The sequence below is a fragment of the Pseudomonas sp. D47 genome, assembly GCF_045447305.1.
Lineage (GTDB): Bacteria > Pseudomonadota > Gammaproteobacteria > Pseudomonadales > Pseudomonadaceae > Aquipseudomonas.
Window position 1 is genome coordinate 198928 of sequence record NZ_JBJGXU010000001.1, and the last position, 18571, is coordinate 217498.

The 18571-nt window shown below is 61.0% G+C and carries 21 protein-coding genes; 13 read left to right on the forward strand and 8 right to left on the reverse strand.

What is annotated here, in order from left to right; all coding sequences use genetic code 11:
- The first annotated feature begins 33 nt into the window (after positions 1-33).
- The 8 genes from proC (at position 34) to ACI77I_RS00930 (ending at position 5939) form a co-directional block, all read left to right on the forward strand.
- Positions 34-852 (forward strand): pyrroline-5-carboxylate reductase, encoded by an 819-nt coding sequence (gene proC, locus ACI77I_RS00895; RefSeq protein ID WP_094949159.1) that lies wholly within the window; start codon positions 34-36, stop codon positions 850-852.
- Between the two features lie 24 nt (positions 853-876).
- Positions 877-1464 (forward strand): YggT family protein, encoded by a 588-nt coding sequence (locus tag ACI77I_RS00900; RefSeq protein ID WP_406996804.1) that lies wholly within the window; start codon positions 877-879, stop codon positions 1462-1464.
- 116 nt (positions 1465-1580) lie between these two features.
- The gene (locus tag ACI77I_RS00905) at positions 1581-2720 is read left to right on the forward strand and encodes a homoserine O-acetyltransferase (protein ID WP_094949161.1); all 1140 of its coding nucleotides are present in this window, start codon (positions 1581-1583) and stop codon (positions 2718-2720) included.
- A 7-nt stretch (positions 2721-2727) separates the two neighbouring features.
- Positions 2728-3348, forward strand: a complete 621-nt coding sequence (gene metW, locus ACI77I_RS00910; RefSeq protein ID WP_016972957.1) for a methionine biosynthesis protein MetW — start codon at positions 2728-2730, stop codon at positions 3346-3348.
- 21 nt (positions 3349-3369) lie between these two features.
- The gene (locus ACI77I_RS00915) at positions 3370-3804 is read left to right on the forward strand and encodes a DUF4426 domain-containing protein (RefSeq protein WP_094949162.1); all 435 of its coding nucleotides are present in this window, start codon (positions 3370-3372) and stop codon (positions 3802-3804) included.
- Positions 3801-4397 (forward strand): RdgB/HAM1 family non-canonical purine NTP pyrophosphatase, encoded by a 597-nt coding sequence (rdgB, locus tag ACI77I_RS00920; RefSeq protein WP_094949163.1) that lies wholly within the window; start codon positions 3801-3803, stop codon positions 4395-4397. The genes ACI77I_RS00915 and rdgB overlap by 4 nt, the downstream gene beginning before the upstream one ends.
- Positions 4394-5596: a radical SAM family heme chaperone HemW gene (gene hemW / locus ACI77I_RS00925; protein WP_406996805.1), complete on the forward strand. Its 1203-nt coding sequence runs from the start codon at positions 4394-4396 to the stop codon at positions 5594-5596. The genes rdgB and hemW overlap by 4 nt, the downstream gene beginning before the upstream one ends.
- Positions 5597-5615: 19 nt before the next feature.
- Entirely contained in the window at positions 5616-5939 is a 324-nt protein-coding gene (locus ACI77I_RS00930; protein WP_016972961.1) for a DUF3392 domain-containing protein, read from the forward strand.
- Positions 5940-6078: 139 nt separating this feature from the next.
- Here the strand turns inward: ACI77I_RS00930 and trmB are convergent, their stop codons facing one another.
- The 4 genes from trmB to ACI77I_RS00950 all read right to left on the reverse strand — a co-directional run bounded on the left by trmB (position 6079) and on the right by ACI77I_RS00950 (position 8338).
- The gene (gene trmB / locus ACI77I_RS00935; protein WP_406996806.1) at positions 6079-6804 is read right to left on the reverse strand and encodes a tRNA (guanosine(46)-N7)-methyltransferase TrmB; all 726 of its coding nucleotides are present in this window, start codon (positions 6802-6804) and stop codon (positions 6079-6081) included.
- Between the two features lie 9 nt (positions 6805-6813).
- A complete protein-coding gene (locus ACI77I_RS00940) occupies positions 6814-7608 on the reverse strand; it encodes a thiazole synthase (RefSeq protein ID WP_015886353.1) in 795 nt (264 codons plus the stop codon).
- 65 nt (positions 7609-7673) lie between these two features.
- Positions 7674-7874 (reverse strand): sulfur carrier protein ThiS, encoded by a 201-nt coding sequence (thiS, locus tag ACI77I_RS00945; RefSeq protein ID WP_176462891.1) that lies wholly within the window; start codon positions 7872-7874, stop codon positions 7674-7676.
- An 86-nt stretch (positions 7875-7960) separates the two neighbouring features.
- Complete coding sequence (locus ACI77I_RS00950) at positions 7961-8338, reverse strand: DUF423 domain-containing protein (RefSeq protein WP_406996807.1); 378 nt, start codon at positions 8336-8338, stop codon at positions 7961-7963.
- 74 nt (positions 8339-8412) lie between these two features.
- On the opposite strand from ACI77I_RS00950, the gene mtgA reads away from it, so the two are divergent.
- Positions 8413-9135 carry a monofunctional biosynthetic peptidoglycan transglycosylase gene (gene mtgA / locus ACI77I_RS00955; protein WP_094949169.1) on the forward strand — a complete coding sequence of 241 codons (723 nt, stop codon included), beginning with the start codon at positions 8413-8415 and terminating at the stop codon, positions 9133-9135.
- Between the two features lie 108 nt (positions 9136-9243).
- On the opposite strand, the gene rpoH is transcribed toward mtgA, so the two are convergent.
- The 4 genes from rpoH to ftsY form a co-directional block, all read right to left on the reverse strand.
- Positions 9244-10098, reverse strand: coding sequence for an RNA polymerase sigma factor RpoH (gene rpoH, locus ACI77I_RS00960; protein ID WP_003176698.1), 855 nt, complete (start codon positions 10096-10098; stop codon positions 9244-9246).
- A gap of 129 nt (positions 10099-10227) precedes the next feature.
- Entirely contained in the window at positions 10228-11250 is a 1023-nt protein-coding gene (gene ftsX / locus ACI77I_RS00965) for a permease-like cell division protein FtsX (RefSeq protein WP_094949170.1), read from the reverse strand.
- Positions 11247-11918, reverse strand: a complete 672-nt coding sequence (ftsE, locus tag ACI77I_RS00970; RefSeq protein WP_003213784.1) for a cell division ATP-binding protein FtsE — start codon at positions 11916-11918, stop codon at positions 11247-11249. Before ftsE ends, ftsX begins: the two co-directional genes overlap by 4 nt.
- Positions 11915-13345, reverse strand: a complete 1431-nt coding sequence (ftsY, locus tag ACI77I_RS00975) for a signal recognition particle-docking protein FtsY (RefSeq protein WP_406996808.1) — start codon at positions 13343-13345, stop codon at positions 11915-11917. The genes ftsE and ftsY overlap by 4 nt, the downstream gene beginning before the upstream one ends.
- 605 nt (positions 13346-13950) lie before the next feature.
- Between ftsY and ACI77I_RS00980 the strand changes: the two genes are divergently transcribed.
- The 4 genes from ACI77I_RS00980 to ACI77I_RS00995 are packed head-to-tail and all read left to right on the forward strand — an operon-like array spanning position 13951 to position 18456.
- The gene (locus ACI77I_RS00980; protein WP_094949172.1) at positions 13951-15306 is read left to right on the forward strand and encodes a pitrilysin family protein; all 1356 of its coding nucleotides are present in this window, start codon (positions 13951-13953) and stop codon (positions 15304-15306) included.
- The gene (locus ACI77I_RS00985) at positions 15299-16789 is read left to right on the forward strand and encodes a pitrilysin family protein (RefSeq protein WP_094949173.1); all 1491 of its coding nucleotides are present in this window, start codon (positions 15299-15301) and stop codon (positions 16787-16789) included. The genes ACI77I_RS00980 and ACI77I_RS00985 overlap by 8 nt, the downstream gene beginning before the upstream one ends.
- Positions 16789-17406 carry a 16S rRNA (guanine(966)-N(2))-methyltransferase RsmD gene (gene rsmD / locus ACI77I_RS00990; protein WP_094949174.1) on the forward strand — a complete coding sequence of 206 codons (618 nt, stop codon included), beginning with the start codon at positions 16789-16791 and terminating at the stop codon, positions 17404-17406. The genes ACI77I_RS00985 and rsmD overlap by 1 nt, the downstream gene beginning before the upstream one ends.
- Before the next feature lie 51 nt (positions 17407-17457).
- A complete protein-coding gene (locus ACI77I_RS00995; RefSeq protein ID WP_094949175.1) occupies positions 17458-18456 on the forward strand; it encodes a hydrolase in 999 nt (332 codons plus the stop codon).
- Positions 18457-18571: the final 115 nt, after the last annotated feature.

Sequence of the window (18571 nt, forward strand, 5' to 3'; positions counted from 1 at the left end):
AATGGCTGACTTTCCTCTGAATAAGGACCTGTCATGAGCAACACGCGTATTGCCTTTATCGGCGCCGGCAACATGGCGGCCAGCCTGATCGGTGGCCTGCGGGCCAAAGGCCTCGAAGCCACACAGATCCGCGCCAGCGACCCGGGCGCCGACACCCGCGCCCGCGTCAGCACCGAGCACGGTATTGAAACCTTTGCCGACAACGCCGAGGCCATCCAAGGCGTTGACGTGATCGTACTGGCGGTCAAGCCGCAGGCCATGAAGGCGGTGTGTGAGAGCCTGCGCCCGAGCCTGCAGCCGCATCAGTTGGTGGTCTCCATCGCCGCCGGTATCACCTGTGCCAGCATGAACACCTGGCTGGGCGCCCAGCCGATCGTGCGTTGCATGCCCAACACCCCGGCGCTGCTGCGCCAGGGCGTGAGTGGTTTGTACGCTACGTCCGAAGTGAGCGCCGAACAGCGTGACCAGGCTCAAGAACTGCTGTCTGCCGTGGGCATCGCCGTGTGGCTGGAACAGGAACAGCAACTGGATGCGGTCACCGCCGTCTCCGGTAGCGGCCCGGCCTACTTCTTCCTGCTGATCGAAGCCATGACCGCCGCTGGCGTGAAACTGGGCCTGCCACACGAAGTGGCTGAGCAACTGGCTGAGCAAACCGCGCTGGGCGCTGCGAAGATGGCCGTTGGCAGCGACGTGGACGCCGCCGAGTTGCGCCGCCGCGTAACCTCGCCGGGCGGCACCACGCAGGCCGCCATCGAATCGTTCCAGGCCGGGGGCTTTGAAGCCCTGGTGGAAAAAGCCCTCGGCGCCGCCGCGCATCGCTCGGCAGAAATGGCCGAACAACTGGGCAAGTAGTCGCCCCTTACGAAGGAAACAATGATGCTCGGACTCAATGACGCTGTCATTTTCATCATCAAGACCCTGGGCAGCCTGTATCTGCTGATCGTGCTGATGCGTTTTATCCTGCAGGTGGTGCGGGCGAACTTTTATAACCCGCTGTGCCAATTCGTGGTGAAAGCTACGCAACCGCTGCTCAAGCCACTGCGCCGCATCGTGCCGAGCATGTTTGGCCTGGACATGTCATCACTGGTGTTGGCGTTCCTGTTGCAGCTGGCACTTTTCGCGGTGGTCGTAGTGCTCAAGGGCTCGCGACCTGACACGGTGCTGATGGTGCCATGGGCGCTGATTGGTATCTTGTCGCTATTTTTGAAGATCCTGTTCTGGTCAATGATCATCAGCGTGATTTTGTCCTGGGTCGCTCCGGACAGCCGCAGCCCGGGTGCCGAGCTGGTTAAGCAGATCACCGAACCGGTACTTGCGCCGTTTCGTCGATGGGTGCCTAACCTGGGTGGCCTCGACATCTCGCCGATTTTTGCATTTATCGCGCTGCAGTTGCTGCAAATCTGGGTAGTCCCCTACCTCGCCGAGTTCACCGGCATGCCGCCGCTGCTGTACAGCTTGATCTGATTGGCGATTCGTTCCTGCGCACCCGCGCAGGAACGTTCTCTAAACCTCCGGCCTTTGCTTGCCGCTGGGTGCAGTGGTCTTTAGACTTACGCCTCATTTAAACGAGAGCAGGGTCGATGCCAACTGCCTTCCCCCCCGATTCTGTTGGACTGGTCGTGCCCCAAATGGCGCACTTCAGCGAACCGCTGGCCCTGGCCTGCGGTCGTTCGCTGCCGGCCTATGACCTGATCTACGAAACCTACGGCCAACTGAACGCCACGGCGAGCAACGCCGTGCTGATCTGCCACGCCTTATCCGGGCACCATCACGCCGCGGGTTTCCACAGTGCCGACGAGCGCAAGCCCGGCTGGTGGGACAGCTGCATCGGCCCCGGCAAACCCATCGACACCAATAAATTCTTTGTGGTCAGCCTGAACAACCTCGGCGGCTGCAATGGTTCCACCGGCCCCAGCAGCCTCAACCCGGAAACCGGCAAACCGTTCGGCGCGGATTTCCCGGTACTGACCGTGGAAGACTGGGTGCACAGCCAGGCGCGCCTGGCTGACCTGCTGGGCATCGGCCAATGGGCCGCGGTGATCGGCGGCAGCCTGGGCGGCATGCAGGCGCTGCAATGGACCATCACCTACCCAGACCGCGTACGCCATTGCCTGGCCATCGCCTCGGCACCAAAACTCTCGGCGCAGAACATCGCCTTCAACGAAGTGGCACGCCAGGCGATCCTCACTGACCCCGAGTTCCACGGTGGTTCGTTCCAGGAAGCGGGCGTGATCCCCAAACGTGGCTTGATGCTGGCGCGAATGGTCGGGCACATCACTTACCTGTCCGATGACTCTATGGGCGAGAAATTCGGCCGCGGCCTCAAGAGCGAGAAGCTCAACTACGACTTCCACAGCGTCGAGTTTCAGGTGGAAAGCTACCTGCGTTATCAGGGCGAGGAGTTTTCCGGGCGTTTCGACGCCAATACCTACTTGCTGATGACTAAGGCGTTGGACTATTTCGACCCGGCCGCCAACTTCAACGATGACTTGGCGAAAACCTTCGAGGGCGCCACGGCCAAGTTCTGCGTGATGTCGTTCACTACCGACTGGCGCTTCTCGCCGGCCCGCTCGCGGGAACTGGTGGATGCCTTGATGGCCGCCAAGAAAGACGTCTGCTACCTGGAGATCGATGCTCCGCAAGGCCACGACGCCTTCCTGATCCCGATCCCGCGTTACTTGCAGGCCTTTCGCAACTACATGAACCGCATTTCTTTGTGAGAACGCCATGAGAGCCGACCTGGAAATCATCCAAGACTGGATCCCCGCCGGCAGCCGCGTGCTCGACCTTGGCTGCGGTGATGGCGAACTGCTGAGCTGGCTGCGCGACAACAAGCAAGTCACCGGCTATGGCCTGGAAAACGACCCGGACAACATCGCCCAGTGCGTGGCCAAGGGCATCAACGTGATCGAGCAGGACCTGGACAAGGGTCTGGGCAACTTTGCCAGCAACAGCTTCGATATCGTGGTGATGACCCAGGCCCTGCAAGCGGTGCACTACCCGGACCGCATCCTCGACGAAATGCTGCGCGTGGGTCGCCAGTGCATCATCACCTTCCCCAACTTCGGCCACTGGCGCTGCCGCTGGTACCTGGCCACCAAGGGCCGGATGCCGGTGTCGGATTTCCTGCCGTACACGTGGTACAACACGCCGAACATCCACTTCTGCACCTTCGAAGACTTCGAAGCCTTGTGCGGCGAGCGTGAAGCCAAGGTGATCAACCGCCTTGCTGTCGATCAACAGCACCGCCACGGCTGGGCGAGTAAGCTATGGCCCAACCTATTGGGCGAAATTGGTATCTACCGGGTCAGCAGTCCTGGCCTCACAGACCACAAAATCGCCGTCTAACCATTTTCAAGGAGGACGAACATGAGTCGTTTGGCTGTATTCCTGCTCACTGCGTGCCTGGGCGCCAGCGCCATGGCGGCGGACACTATCGACGGTAATCGCCAGAAAGAATTCGGCGATATCACCGTGCATTACAACACCTTCACCTCCAGCTTCCTGCAACCGGAAACCGCCCAGGCAGTTGGCGTTGTGCGCAGCAAGAACAAAGGTTTGATCAATGTAACCGTGGTCAAGGGCGTGACCCCTGTGGCGGCGCAAGTGACCGGCACCATCAAGGATTTGGGCGGCAAGACCGAGATATTGACGTTCAAGCAAATCACCGAGAAAGGCGGAATCAACTACCTCGCGCCCTACTCCGTGCCGCAGCGTGAATACAAGACGTTTACCATCAACGTTGAAACCGGCGGAAAAGCCCATAGCTTCCAATTCAACCAAGAACTGTTTCCGGCCGAATAATGAACCTGACCCAACTCGTACTGGCCAGCCATAACGCCGGCAAACTCAAAGAATTGCAGGCCATGCTCGGTGAATCCGTGCAATTGCGCTCGATTGGCGAATTCAGCCAGGTGGAGCCTGAAGAAACCGGCCTGTCGTTTGTCGAAAACGCCATCCTCAAGGCGCGCAATGCCGCGCGTATCTCCGGCTTGCCTGCATTGGCGGATGATTCGGGCCTGGCGGTGGATTTCCTCGGCGGCGCGCCGGGCATCTACTCGGCGCGTTACGCTGACGGCAAGGGTGACGCGGCCAACAACGCCAAGCTGCTGGACGCCCTCAAGGGCGTGCCGGATGCGGAACGTGGCGCGCAGTTCGTCTGCGTGCTGGCACTGGTGCGGCATGCCGATGACCCGTTGCCGATCCTCTGCGAAGGCCTGTGGCACGGGCGCATTCTGCATACAGCCAGTGGCGAGCATGGCTTCGGCTATGACCCGCTGTTCTGGGTGCCGGAGCGCAATGTCTCCAGCGCCGAACTGAGCCCGGCCGACAAGAACCAGATCAGCCACCGCGCCCGCGCAATGGATTTGCTGCGCCAACGCCTGAGCCTGAAATGACCCAAAACACCTCTGCGCAGCCGCTGATCCACGGCGGCGCGCAAACACCTCGGGCGGCCCTGCCCCAGCTGCCGCCCTTGGCGCTGTACATCCACATCCCGTGGTGCGTGCGCAAATGCCCTTATTGCGACTTCAACTCCCACACCGCGAGCAAAGTGCTGCCGGAAGAAGAGTATGTGGACGCGTTACTGGCTGACCTTGATCAAGACCTGCACGCGGTTTACGGCCGTGAACTCAGCTCGATCTTTTTCGGTGGCGGCACGCCGAGCCTGTTCAGCGCCACCGCGCTGGGGCGCTTGCTCAAGGGTGTGCAAGCGCGTATCCCGTTTGCCGGCGACATCGAGATCACCCTGGAAGCCAACCCCGGGACCTTCGAGCAAGAGAAGTTCGTGGCATACCGCAAGCTGGGGATCAATCGTCTGTCCATCGGCATCCAGAGCTTCCAGCAGCAAAAGCTCGAGGCCCTGGGCCGCATTCACAATGGCGACGAAGCGGTGCGCGCAGCGGGCATGGCGCGCCAGGCCGGGTTCGATAACTTCAACTTGGACTTGATGCACGGCTTGCCCGATCAGTCCTTGGACGATGCCCTGAGCGACTTGCGCCAGGCTATCGCACTGAAGCCGACGCACTTGTCCTGGTACCAACTGACCCTGGAACCCAACACCGTGTTCTGGAACCAGCCGCCCGCGCTGCCGGAAGACGACACATTGTGGGACATCCAGGAAGCCGGCCAGGCGCTGCTGGCCGAACACGGTTACGCGCAATATGAAGTGTCGGCCTATGCCCAACCGGGTCGCCCGGCGCGGCATAACCTGAATTACTGGAGCTTCGGCGATTTTATCGGCATCGGCGCCGGTGCCCATGGCAAGCTCAGCCACCCGGACGGGCGCATCGTGCGCACCTGGAAGACCCGCGCACCGAAGGACTACCTCAACCCGGCCAAAAGCTTCCAGGCAGGGGCGAAAGAACTGACCAACGAAGAACTGCCGTTCGAGTTTCTGATGAACGCATTGCGGCTCACCGAAGGCGTTGACGCCAAGCTCTACGCCGAGCGCACCGGCCTTGATCTGGCGAGCCTGGACGAAGGCCGCCGTGAGGCAGAACAAAGTGGCTTAATGCAGGTCGAACCGTCACGCCTGGCGGCGACCGACCGCGGGCAACTCTTTCTCAATGACCTGTTGCAGACGTTTTTGAGCTGATCGCTCTTAAGGAAATCGAATGGATTTGGTACTCGACCTGCTCGCCACCGTCTCCCGCTGGAGCCGTAGCAACCTGTCGGAAATCTCCCTGGCCCTCGTCGGCTGCTTGCTGGTGCTGTTCGGCGCGGACATCAAAGGCTGGGTTGAGGCGCGACTGGGCAGCATCGCCGGTGCATTGCGCGTACCGTTGATGGCGCTGGTGTGCATGATCGGTAGCGGTGCGGCGTTGATCTATGCCACACCGTGGATTGTGCGGGGCCTGAGCCAGTTCAATAACTACAGCCTGGCACCCGTGTTGGTGGTGGTGCTGGTGTTGATTGGCGTCGTCGCAGACCGCCGCTGACCCCAAACCCAACACAAAACCAAATGTGGGAGCTGGCTTGCCTGCGATAGCATCACCTGGGTATCACTGATACACCGAGGTGTCTGCATCGCAGGCAAGCCAGCTCCCACATTGGATTGCATTTCAAATCAGTGGCGAGTTACGCCAATTTCTCGAACTTCAAATCCCAAACCCCATGCCCCAACCGCTCGCCGCGGCGTTCGAACTTGGTGATCGGGCGCTCAGCCGGGCGTGGCACGCATTTGCCGTCTTCGGCCAGGTTGCGGTAGCCAGGGGCGACGTTCATCACTTCCAGCATGTATTGCGCGTACGGTTCCCAGTCGGTGGCCATGTGCAGGATGCCGCCGACTTTCAACTTGCTGCGCACCAGTTCCGCGAAGGACGCCTGGACGATACGGCGCTTGTGGTGACGGGATTTGTGCCAAGGGTCCGGGAAGAACAGCATCAGGCGGTCGAGGCTGTTGTCGGCGATGCAGCGGTTGAGCACTTCAATCGCGTCGCAGTCATAGACCCGCAGGTTAGTCAGGCCCTGGGTGAGCACGCCGTTGAGCAGCGCGCCGACACCCGGGCGGTGTACTTCCACACCGATGAAGTCCTGCTCCGGCGAGGCTGCGGCCATTTCCAACAGGGAGTGGCCCATGCCGAAACCGATTTCGAGGGAACGCGGGGCCGAACGGCCGAACACCTGGTCGTAATCCACCGGCGCGTCGGCCAATGGCAATACGAACAGCGGCGTGCCCTGCTCCAAGCCCTTTTGCTGGCCTTCGGTCATGCGACCGGCGCGCATCACAAAACTCTTGATGCGGCGGTGCTTGGACTCGTCGCCTTCTTCCACGGTGTTCGGCGTTTCGTTTGATTCAGTCATCAATGGCTCTTACTTGATCAGACCATCCAGCGGCGAGGAGGCGCTGGCGTACAGTTTTTTCGGCATGCGGCCGGCGAGGTAGGCCAAGCGGCCTGCGACGATCGCGTGATTCATGGCTTCGGCCATCATGATCGGCTGCTGGGCATGGGCGATGGCCGAGTTCATCAGCACCGCATCGCAGCCCAGTTCCATGGCGATGGTGGCGTCGGAGGCAGTGCCCACGCCCGCATCCACCAGCACCGGGATCTTGGCTTCTTCGAGGATGATCTGCAGGTTATACGGATTGCAGATACCCAGGCCGGAACCGATCAGACCAGCCAGCGGCATCACCGCGATGCAACCGATTTCCGCCAGTTGGCGGGCAATGATCGGGTCATCGCTGGTGTAGACCATCACGTCGAAACCTTCCTTGACCAGCGTTTCGGCGGCCTTGAGGGTTTCGATCACGTTGGGGAACAGGGTTTTCTGGTCGGCCAGCACTTCCAGCTTCACCAGGTTGTGGCCGTCGAGCAGCTCACGGGCCAGGCGGCAAGTGCGCACGGCTTCGATGGCGTCGTAGCAACCGGCGGTGTTCGGCAAGAAAGTGTAGCGATCCGGCGACAGCACTTCGAGCAGGTTCGGCTCGCCTTCGATCTGGCCGAGGTTGGTACGGCGCACGGCGAAGGTGACGATCTCGGCACCCGAGGCTTCGATGGCCAGGCGGGTTTCTTCCATGTCACGGTACTTGCCGGTGCCGACCAGCAGACGGGACTGGTAGGTGCGACCGGCCAGGACGAAGGGCTTGTCGCTACGAACGATGCTCATGGGAAATCCTCGAATTGGAGTGAGGTTCTGCAGAATGCGGGATGGCGCCCTTGAGCGCCGGGCGGCTAGCCGCCACCGATGGCGTGGACCACTTCGACCTGATCACCTTCGGTGAGCGCGGTTTCGACGTGCAGGCTACGCGGGACGATATCCAGGTTGAGCTCCACTGCGACGCGACGCCCGGTCAGGTCCAGACGGGTCAGCAGGGCCGCAACGGTTTCACCGTCGGGCAGTTCAAAGGATTCGCCGTTCAACTGAATGCGCATGCCACGGGCCGCCATCGTTTTTAGGGGCCAGCATTCTAGCCCGATCATGGTTGTCGGCCCAAGCCCCTTGGTCAGAAGCCCCTCGGTCAGATGGCCTGCAGGCGCCATGCAGCAAGACCGAGGAAGAACCAGCCGAGCAGAAACGCCAGCCCGCCAAATGGCGTGATGATCCCCAGTTTGCTGATGCCGGTCAGGGTCAGCGCATACAAACTGCCGGAGAACAGCAGGATGCCGACAGTAAAGGAGATACCCGCCCAGCCGATCAGTCGGCCAGGAATATGCGCAGCCAACAACGCCACGCCGAACAGCGCCAGGGCATGCACCAGTTGGTAAGTCACGCCGGTGTGGAAGATCGCCAGGTACTCGGCGCTCAGGCGGTTTTTCAGGCCGTGAGCAGCAAAGGCGCCGAGGGCGACGCCGGTGAAGCCGAAAAAGGCAGCCAGCATCAGAAAGCTACGCAGCATGAGGAACTCCAATCAGACTCAAAGGGCCGGGTCTGTATAATGGCCCGCTCAACGGGTTCGGCCAAGCCATCTCTATGCTGCGTCTCCTCTTCAAGCGTTTTCTCAAAGTCGTGAAATGGTTTGCCATCGGCAGTGTGCTGCTGGTGCTGCTGTTTCGTGTCGTGCCGCCACCGTTCACCGCGCTGATGGTGGAGCGCAAGGTCGAATCCTGGATCGACGGCGAGCCGATCGACCTGCAACGCACGTGGGTGGCGTGGGACGAGATCTCCGATGACCTCAAAGTGGCGGTGATGGCCGGTGAAGACCAGCGCTTCCCGCAGCACTGGGGTTTTGATTTTGGCGCGATTCAGGCGGCGCTGCTGCACAACGAGCGCGGCGGTTCGATTCGCGGCGCCAGCACGTTGAGCCAACAGGTGTCGAAGAACCTGTTCCTGTGGGCCGGGCGCAGTTACTTGCGCAAAGGCCTGGAGGCTTGGTTTACCGGGTTGATCGAAGTGTTCTGGCCCAAGCAGCGGATTCTTGAGGTGTACCTCAACAGCGTGGAGTGGGATGAAGGTGTTTTCGGCGCAGAAGCGGCGGCGCGGCATCACTTTGGGGTGAGTGCCAAGGCGCTTTCTCGCCAGCAGGCCAGCTATTTGGCGGCGGTGTTGCCGAACCCACGGGTGTGGAGTGCCAGCCATCCGACCGCGTATGTGGCGCGGCGAGCGGCGTGGATTCGCCAGCAGATGAGCCAATTGGGCGGGGATGGTTATCTGGTGGAGTTGAACAACTCTCGCAAGGCACCTTGGTCCGACTGACACCACATCCCCCTGTGGGAGCTGGCCGAGTTGGACTTGAGATTTTCGAATGCAAACAAAAATGCCCCGATCTTTCGATCGGGGCATTTTTTTGTCTTTTCGCAGCCTTTAAGCAGCGATCGACAACTTCAGCTTATTCATCGCGCTTTTCTCAAGCTGACGAATTCGCTCGGCTGACACGTTGTACTTCTGCGCCAGGTCGTGCAGCGTGGCTTTTTCTTCTGCCAGCCAGCGCTGGTAGAGGATGTCACGGCTGCGGTCGTCCAACACTTCCAACGCTTCGTGCAGGTTGTGATTGGAGTTGTCGCTCCAGTCGGCGTCTTCCAGTTGACGCGCCGGGTCGTACCGGTGGTCTTCCAGGTAGTTGGCCGGCGATTGGAAGGCGCTGTCGTCGTCCGCTTCTGCGGCCGGGTCGAAGGCCATATCATGGCCGGTCAGGCGGCTTTCCATCTCGCGCACTTCACGCGGCTCCACACCGAGGCTTTCGGCCACACGGTGGACTTCCTCGTTATTCAGCCACGCCAGGCGTTTTTTCTGGCTGCGCAGGTTGAAGAACAGTTTGCGCTGGGCCTTGGTGGTCGCCACCTTCACGATGCGCCAGTTGCGCAGGATGAACTCGTGGATTTCCGCCTTGATCCAGTGCACAGCAAACGACACCAGACGCACACCCATTTCCGGGTTGAAGCGTTTTACAGCCTTCATCAGGCCGACGTTGCCTTCCTGGATCAGGTCAGCCTGGGCCAGGCCGTAGCCGCTATAGCTACGGGCGATATGTACGACAAAACGCAGGTGGGCGAGCACCATCTGCCGAGCCGCCCCCAAATCCTGCTCATAGTAGAGACTCTCGGCCAGTTCACGCTCCTGCTCGGGCGTCAGCAATGGAATGCTGTTGACCGTGTGCACATAGGCTTCCAGGTTCGCACCTGGGACCAAGGCATAAGCAGGTTGCAAAGAAGTGGTCATACGAAAAAACCTCCGACTCACATAACTCGTGCAGTTCAGCACTGCGAAAATTGACCGGGAACCGTAGGACAAGTTCCCTAAACCACTGATACGGTCAATACAAACGAAACCACATTAATCTGACATTAACTACTTCGGCGCCAACTCACGTAAATGACGAGCGACCGCAATCCACGCACCGATATACCCCAACAATACCGCGCCAAGCAAGAGTGACAAACCATCGGCAACCGGCACGCCGGCCAAGGCGAAATCGCTGCCGTACAAGCCGGCAAGCCCGACTACCGCGTCGTTCAGCCAGTCAAGGCCAAACGCTAGCACGCCCCAGGACAAAATCCCGGCACCAAAGCCATAAAGCGCGCCCATGTACAGAAAAGGACGACGCACATAGCTGTCCGTGCCGCCGACCAGTTTAATCACTTCTATCTCGATGCGACGGTTTTCAATATGAAGACGAATGGTATTACCTATCACCAAAAGTAATGCAGACACCAACAGCACCGTCAAACCGAACACAAAGCGGTCGCCCAGCTTGAGAATCGCGGCAAGACGCTCTACCCAGACTAGATCAAGTTGCGCCTGTTGCACCTTGGGCATCTCTGCGAGTTTTTGTCGCAGGGCCTCAAGCGCCGGCTTGTCGACTTCATTCGGCGTCACAAGCACCACGCCCGGCAGCGGGTTCTGCGGCAGCTCCTTGAGCGCCTCGCCCAGGCCAGACTGCTGCTGAAACTCCTCAAGGGCCTGGTCGCGGCTGATGTATTCGGCGTCCGCCACACCCGGCAGGTTTTTGATGTCGTCGCGCAAGCTTTCGCCATCTTTGGCGCTGGCGTCGAGGTTCAGGTACAGCGAAATCTGCGCCGCACGCTGCCAGGAACCGCCCAGACGCTCGACATTATTAAGCAGCAGCGACAAACCCATCGGCAGGCTCAGCGCCACGGCCATCACCAGGCAGGTGAAAAAGCTGCCAATCGGCTGCTTGGCCAGGCGGCGCAGGCTGTCGAGCAGGCTGGCGCGATGGCTTTCGATCCAGGCGCGCAGCAGTGTGCTGAAATCCGGGCCATCGTCTTCATCGCGTTTTTTCTTCTGCGGTTGCGGGTCGGCGGCTTTTGGCGCCACGCGTTCGGAGACTTTAGGGCTGCGTGTTGCACTCATACGCCGGCCTCCCCGTCGCCGATCAGGCGGCCGCGTTGCAGGGTCAGCATGCGATGGCGCATACGCGCGATCAACGCCAGGTCGTGACTGGCGATCAGCACGCTGGTGCCCAGGCGGTTGATGTCTTCGAACACGCCCATGATCTCGGCCGCCAGGCGCGGGTCGAGGTTACCGGTGGGTTCGTCCGCCAGCAGCAAGGCCGGGCGGTGGACGATGGCGCGGGCAATGCCGACGCGTTGTTGCTGGCCGGTGGACAGGTCGCCTGGGTACAGATCGGTTTTATCCGACAGCGCCACGCGCTCCAGCGCCGAATCCACACGCTTGACGATCTCGGCCTTGGACAGCCCCAGGATCTGCAACGGCAAGGCAATGTTGTTGAACACCGTGCGATCGAACAGCAACTGGTGGTTCTGAAACACCACGCCGATCTGACGGCGCAGGAAAGGAATCTGTGCGTTGCTGATAGTGGCCAGATCCTGGCCCGCCAGCAGCAACTTGCCAGTGGTCGGACGCTCCATGGCCAGCAGCAGGCGCAACAGCGTACTTTTGCCCGCGCCCGAGTGACCGGTCACGAACAAGAATTCGCCGCGACGCACTCGAAAGCTCAGCTCATGCAAGCCCACATGCCCGTTGGCATAGCGTTTACCGACCTGTTCGAATCGAATCATGAACGCTCCCGCTCGGCAAAGAGTGCCTGTACAAAGGGTTCGGCTTCAAAGGTGCGCAGGTCGTCGATACCTTCACCGACGCCGATGTAACGAATCGGCAACCCGAACTGTTTAGCCAGGGCGAAGATCACGCCGCCTTTGGCTGTGCCGTCGAGCTTAGTCAATGCCAGGCCGGTCAGTTGCACCGTCTGGTTGAATTGTTTGGCCTGGCTGATGGCGTTCTGGCCGGTGCCGGCGTCAAGCACCAGCAAGACTTCATGCGGCGCCTCGGCGTCGAGCTTGCTGATCACGCGGCGTACTTTCTTCAACTCTTCCATCAAGTTGTCTTTGGTGTGCAGGCGACCGGCGGTATCGGCGATCAGCACGTCGATGTTGCGCGCCTTGGCGGCTTGCACGGCGTCGAAGATCACCGAGGCAGAGTCGGCGCCGGTGTGCTGGGCGATCACCGGGATCTTGTTGCGCTCACCCCAGACCTGCAGTTGCTCCACGGCAGCGGCGCGGAAGGTGTCGCCGGCGGCGAGCATGACTTTCTTGCCTTCCAACTGCAGCTTTTTGGCCAGCTTGCCGATGGTGGTGGTTTTGCCGGCGCCGTTGACGCCGACCACCAGGATCACAAACGGCTTGTTCGGCGTGATCACCAGCGGGGCTTCTACCGGTTTGAGCATCGCAGCCAGCTCTGCCTGCAGGGATTTGTAGAGCGCGTCGGCGTCGGTCAGTTGCTTGCGTGCGACCTTCTGGGTCAGGCTCTGGATGATCACGGCGGTGGCTTCAACGCCCACGTCAGCCGTCAGCAGGCGGGTTTCAATGTCTTCCAGCAGCTCGTCATCGATGACCTTCTTGCCCAGGAACAGGCTGGCCATGCCTTCGCCAATGCTGGCGCTGGTCTTGCTCAGGCCCTGCTTGAGGCGCGCGAAGAAGCCGGTTTTGCTGGTTTCGACAGCAGCGGTGACCGGTTCTTGTTCGACAGGCGGCTCGATAACGGCAGGCGCGGCCACGACGACAGGCACAGGCGTCGGCTCAACAGCGACCGGCGCAGGCACTTCGACTACCGGCAGCGCTTCAACCACCACTTCCACCGGCTCAACCACCGACGGAATCGGCGGCGCGACATGTTCGGCCTGCACATCGTCAACCAGCGCTACGGGCTCTTCGGCCACCGGCAGCTCAAGCCACGGCTTGTGCTCGGGCTCAGGTTCCGGCGCGGCTTCAGCCACCGGCTGCAACACCGGCTCGGCCATCGGCAACACCACCGGCGCCGGGATTTCAGCAACCGGTTCGGCTTCTACTATCGGTTCAGGGATAGGCTCAGGTTGAACCTGCGGCTGTTCGACGACGGTTTCCTGCGGCTTTTTGCGCAGCCATCCGAACAGGCCTTTTTTCTCGCCAGCGGCAGCTGGGCTCTTCTTGTCGTCGTTGGAACCAAACATGGAGGACGGCTATCTCAAAGTAGCGATGCGCCAGGGCGCCTCGGTAAATAAATTCGATGCAGAACAGACTGCTTTAACGCTCGCTTGTTCATGCGCAACATTTTGTAAGGCGTAAATAAAGGCCTCAACAAATCGTTTCAATAAAGGACTGAAGCGATAAAATCGGCGAAAAGTGGAAGATTGTCGGGAAAAAACACCTTTAACCTCCACGTTCCTACGACTGGATCCGGAACAAGATGACCGCCATGGTGGCCGTGTCCAAATCGGATCAGTATCCTAGGGCGTGTCATTCCTCATTACCAGTACCGCGTTGCCGCCTAAAAGCAAGCCAGGCAAGGCGCAGGCCGCCGGGAATGTGCTTCCCTTGCCCAGGCCTGCAAACGCAGCCTGGCTTGCTTTTAGGCACAACCCGAAGGGCCGGGCCTGTTAGTGTGCTGGGCTGCGTTACTCGGAGCTTATTTGGAAAAACCAAATCGCGCTCCTCGCGCCTTGCCCTGCACACTAGCAGGCTGCGGCGCGGTACTGGTAATGAGGAATGACACGCCCTAACCTCCTCGCCCGCCGACGCTAAGACCAAGCGGGCAGCCCAACAGGTTTAAAAACGAATGAATGCTCTAGCCCGCCGCGCTGCAGGCCTGCTGTTCAGCACAGTTTGTCTGCCCCTTTCAGCTTTGGCTGCCGACCCACAACCCACCCATGAATTCACCCTGGATAACGGCCTTAAAGTGGTCGTGCGCGAAGATCATCGCGCGCCGGTGGTGGTTTCCCAGGTCTGGTACAAGGTTGGTTCGAGCTACGAAACCCCGGGCCAGACCGGTTTGTCCCACGCCCTGGAACACATGATGTTCAAGGGCAGCGCGAAAGTCGGCCCCGGCGAAGCCTCACTGATCCTGCGCGACCTAGGCGCCGAAGAAAACGCCTTCACCAGCGATGACTACACCGCCTACTACCAAGTACTGGCCCGTGATCGCCTGGGCGTCGCTTTCGAGCTGGAAGCCGACCGTATGGCCAGCCTGCGCCTGCCGGCGGATGAGTTCAGCCGCGAGATCGAGGTCATCAAGGAGGAGCGCCGCCTGCGCACCGACGATAACCCGATGTCCAAGGCCTACGAGCGCTTCAAGGCCATGGCCTACCCGGCCAGCGGTTACCACACGCCGACCATCGGCTGGATGGCTGACCTGGAGCGCATGAAAGTCGAAGAGCTGCGCCACTGGTATCAATCCTGGTATGTACCGAACAACGCCACGCTGGTGGTAGTCGGTGACGTGACCCCGGATGAGGTCAAGAACCTGGCTCAGCGTTATTTCGGCCCAATCCCCAAGCGTGATGTGCCACCCGCGAAAATCCCACTGGAGCTCGCCGAGCCTGGCGAACGCCTGCTGACCCTGCACGTGCAGACCCAACTGCCGAGCGTGATCCTGGGCTTCAACGTGCCAGGCCTGGCCACCGCCGAAGACAAACGCTCGGTACAGGCCCTGCGCCTGCTCTCGGCCCTGCTCGATGGCGGCTACAGTGCACGTATTTCCGAGCAACTGGAACGCGGTGAAGAGCTGGTATCCGCCGCCTCCACCAGCTACGACGCCTACACCCGGGGTGACAGCCTGTTCACCCTGACGGCCACGCCGAACCAGCAGAAGAAAAAGACCATTGCCCAAGCCGAAGCCGGCCTGTGGCGCCTGCTGGACGAATTGAAAGCCAAACCGCCGACCACCGAAGAACTGGAGCGTATCCGCGCCCAGGTCATCGCCGGCGTGGTCTACCAGCGCGATTCCATCACCAGCCAGGCCACGGCCATTGGCTCCCTGGAAACTGTCGGGCTGTCCTGGAAACTGATGGACACCGAGTTGGCCGACCTGCAAAGCGTGACCCCGGAAGATATCCAGAAGGCCGCACGTACTTATTTCACCCGCGAGCGTTTGAGCGTCGCCCATGTTTTGCCTGAGGAGACCGCTCATGAGTGATCGCAAAAGCAGCCGCCTGATCCTGCCAGCCCTGATCGCCGTCACCGCGATCGCCGCCAGCGCCGTGTATTTCCTGCGCCCGAGCGAATCCGTGGCCAGCCAGGCGCTGGACAAGGCCCAATCGGCCAGCAAACTGCAATCTTTGGCGGAGCTGGACGGCAAGGCGCCGACCAACCGCAAGCTCGACGTGCAAACCTGGACCACCGCCGAAGGCGCCAAGGTGCTGTTCGTCGAAGCCCACGAATTGCCGATGTTCGACGTGCGCATTCTGTTCGCCGCCGGCAGCAGCCAGGACGGCAACACGCCCGGTGTGGCCCTGCTGACCAACGCCATGCTCAATGAAGGTGTGCCGGGCAAGGGCGTCAGCCAGATCGCCAGTGGCTTTGAAAGCCTGGGCGCCGACTTTGGCAATGGCGCCTACCGCGACATGGCGCTGGTGTCCCTGCGCAGCCTGAGTGACAGCGACAAGCGCGACGCAGCCCTGGCGCTGTTCGACGACGTGATCGGCAAGCCGACCTTCCCGGCCGACTCCCTGGCGCGGATCAAGAACCAGATCCTTGCCGGTTTTGAATACCAGAAACAGAACCCGGCTAAACTGGCCAGCCTTGAGCTGTTCAAGCGCCTGTACGGCGACCACCCTTACGCTCACCCGAGCGAAGGCACGCCTGAAAGCATTCCGAAGATTACCCTCGCGCAGCTGCAGGCCTTCCACGCCAAGGCTTACGCCGCCGGTAACGCGGTGATTGCCGTTGTAGGCGACCTGACCCGCGCCGAGGCCGAAGCCATGACCGCCAAGGTCTCCGCATCGCTGCCTAAAGGCCCGGCCCTGGCGAAGATCGCCCAACCGACCGAACCCAAAGCCGGCCTGAGCCATATTGAGTTCCCATCCAAGCAGACGCACCTGCTGTTCGCGCAACTGGGCATCGACCGCGCCGACCCGGACTACGCAGCCTTGTCCCTGGGCAACCAGATCCTCGGCGGCGGTGGTTTCGGCACCCGCTTGATGAGCGAAGTGCGCGAGAAACGCGGCCTGACCTATGGCGTGTACTCCGGTTTCTCGCCGATGCAAGTACGCGGCCCGTTCATGATCAACCTGCAGACCCGCGCCGAAATGAGCGGCGGCACCCTGCGCCTGGTTGAGGACGTACTGGCCGACTACCTCAAGACCGGCCCGACGCAAAAGGAACTGGATGACGCCAAGCGTGAGCTGGCCGGCAGCTTCCCGCTGTCCACCGCCAGCAACGCCGATATTGCCGGGCAACTGGGCGCGATGGGTTTCTACAACCTGCCGCTGAGCTATCTGGAAGATTTCATGAAACAATCCCAGGCCCTGACCGTAGAGCAGGTCAAGGCTGCATTGAACAAACACTTGAGCGCCGACAAGATGGTCATCGTGACCGCCGGCCCGACGATTGCGCAAAAGCCACTACCGCCCCCCACTGATAAACCTGCCGAGCAGCCGCTCGGGGTTCCGGAGCATTAATGGCCAGTTCATCTCGCCCAAAAAAACCTGTCCACAACGTGCATAACGGTGTGGGCCAACTGCGCATCATTGGCGGTGAATGGGGCAGTCGCAAGCTGAGCTTCCCTGACGTCGTAGGCCTGCGCCCGACGCCGGATCGCGTGCGTGAAACCCTGTTCAACTGGCTCGCGCCGTACATCGGCGGGGCCAAAGTGCTGGACCCGTTCGCCGGCAGCGGCGCGCTGTTCCTGGAGGCGCTGTCCCGTGGCGCGGCCCAGGGCCAGGCGCTGGATGCCAGCAATGTGGCGGTGTCCAGCCTCAAGGAACACCTGGGCACGCTGCGTTGCACCACCGGCCAGGTTCAGACCGCCGACGCGCTGCGCTACCTGGAAACCCAGGCGGCGACTGAGTACGACGTGGTGTTCCTCGACCCGCCGTTCAATCAAAACCTGTTGCCGACGGTGTGTGCGTTGCTGGAAGAGCGACAGTGGCTGGCTGCGGATGCGTGGATCTACACTGAGAGTGAGACCGCCCCGTCTACCCTCGGCCTGCCGGGCAGCTGGCGCCTGCACCGGGAGCAGAAGTCCGGGCGGGTGTATTACGCGTTGTGGCATCGGTTGGTCGAAATCGCTGCCTAGTCTTTCAGCCTGGCTTCAATTGTGGCGAGGGAGCTTGCTACCGAGAGTTACATGACCCCTTCTTCCGACCTGTTCAAACCCGCCTTCGGCCTCGGCAACCCCCATCTGCAAACGCTGTGGGGGCCGCTGTGGCGCACCACCACCCATATCGAACGCCAACGCGAACGCTTGTGGCTGGACGACGGCGACTTCCTCGACCTCGACTGGCACGGCCCCCACGACGCACAAGCGCCATTAGTGCTGGTACTGCATGGGCTGACGGGTTCATCCAACTCGCCCTACGTGGCCGGCCTGCAAAAAACCCTCGCGGCTCAAGGCTGGGCCAGCGCAGCGTTGAACTGGCGCGGGTGCTCGGGCGAGCCGAACCTGCTAGCGCGCAGTTACCACTCGGGCGCCAGCGAAGACCTGGCGGCAGCGATTGCCCATCTGCGGGCCAAGCGGCCGTTGGCGCCGCTGTACGCAGTGGGTTATTCCCTGGGCGGCAATGTGCTGCTCAAGCATTTGGGGGAAACCGGCGAGGCCTCGGGGTTGCACGGCGCCGCGGCGGTGTCGGTGCCGTTTCGGCTGGATCAATGCGCCGATCGCATCGGGCTGGGCTTTTCGCGGGTTTATCAGAAGCACTTTATGCGCGAGATGCTGGCGTATATCCGCGCCAAGCAGCGGCGCTTTTTACAGGATGGCCAGGCTGACGGGCTGAAAACCCTGGAGGCACTGGGCTCGCTGGAGAAGATGCGCACGTTCTGGGACTTCGATGGGCGGGTGACCGCGCCGCTGCACGGTTTCCTCAGCGCCGAGGACTATTACCGCCGCGCATCCAGTCGGTATTACCTGGGTGCTATCCGCACCCCCACCCTGATTATCCAGGCCGCCGATGACCCGTTCGTGTTCGCCCACAGCTTGCCCGAGGCCAGTGAATTGTCGGAATGCACCGAGTTCGAGTTATTGGCCAAGGGTGGGCATGTGGGGTTTGTCGATGGTTCGCTCAAGCGCCCCAGCTACTACCTGGAGCGCCGAATCCCCCAGTGGCTACTGGAGAAACACGATAAATAATGTGGGAGCGGGCTTGCCTGCGATGCGCATAGGTATCTACACAACTTTCGGTGAGCGCAAAATCTGTAGCAGATGGGCTTTCGTGGCGAGCGGGCTTATCAGTTAGCCGATTTTT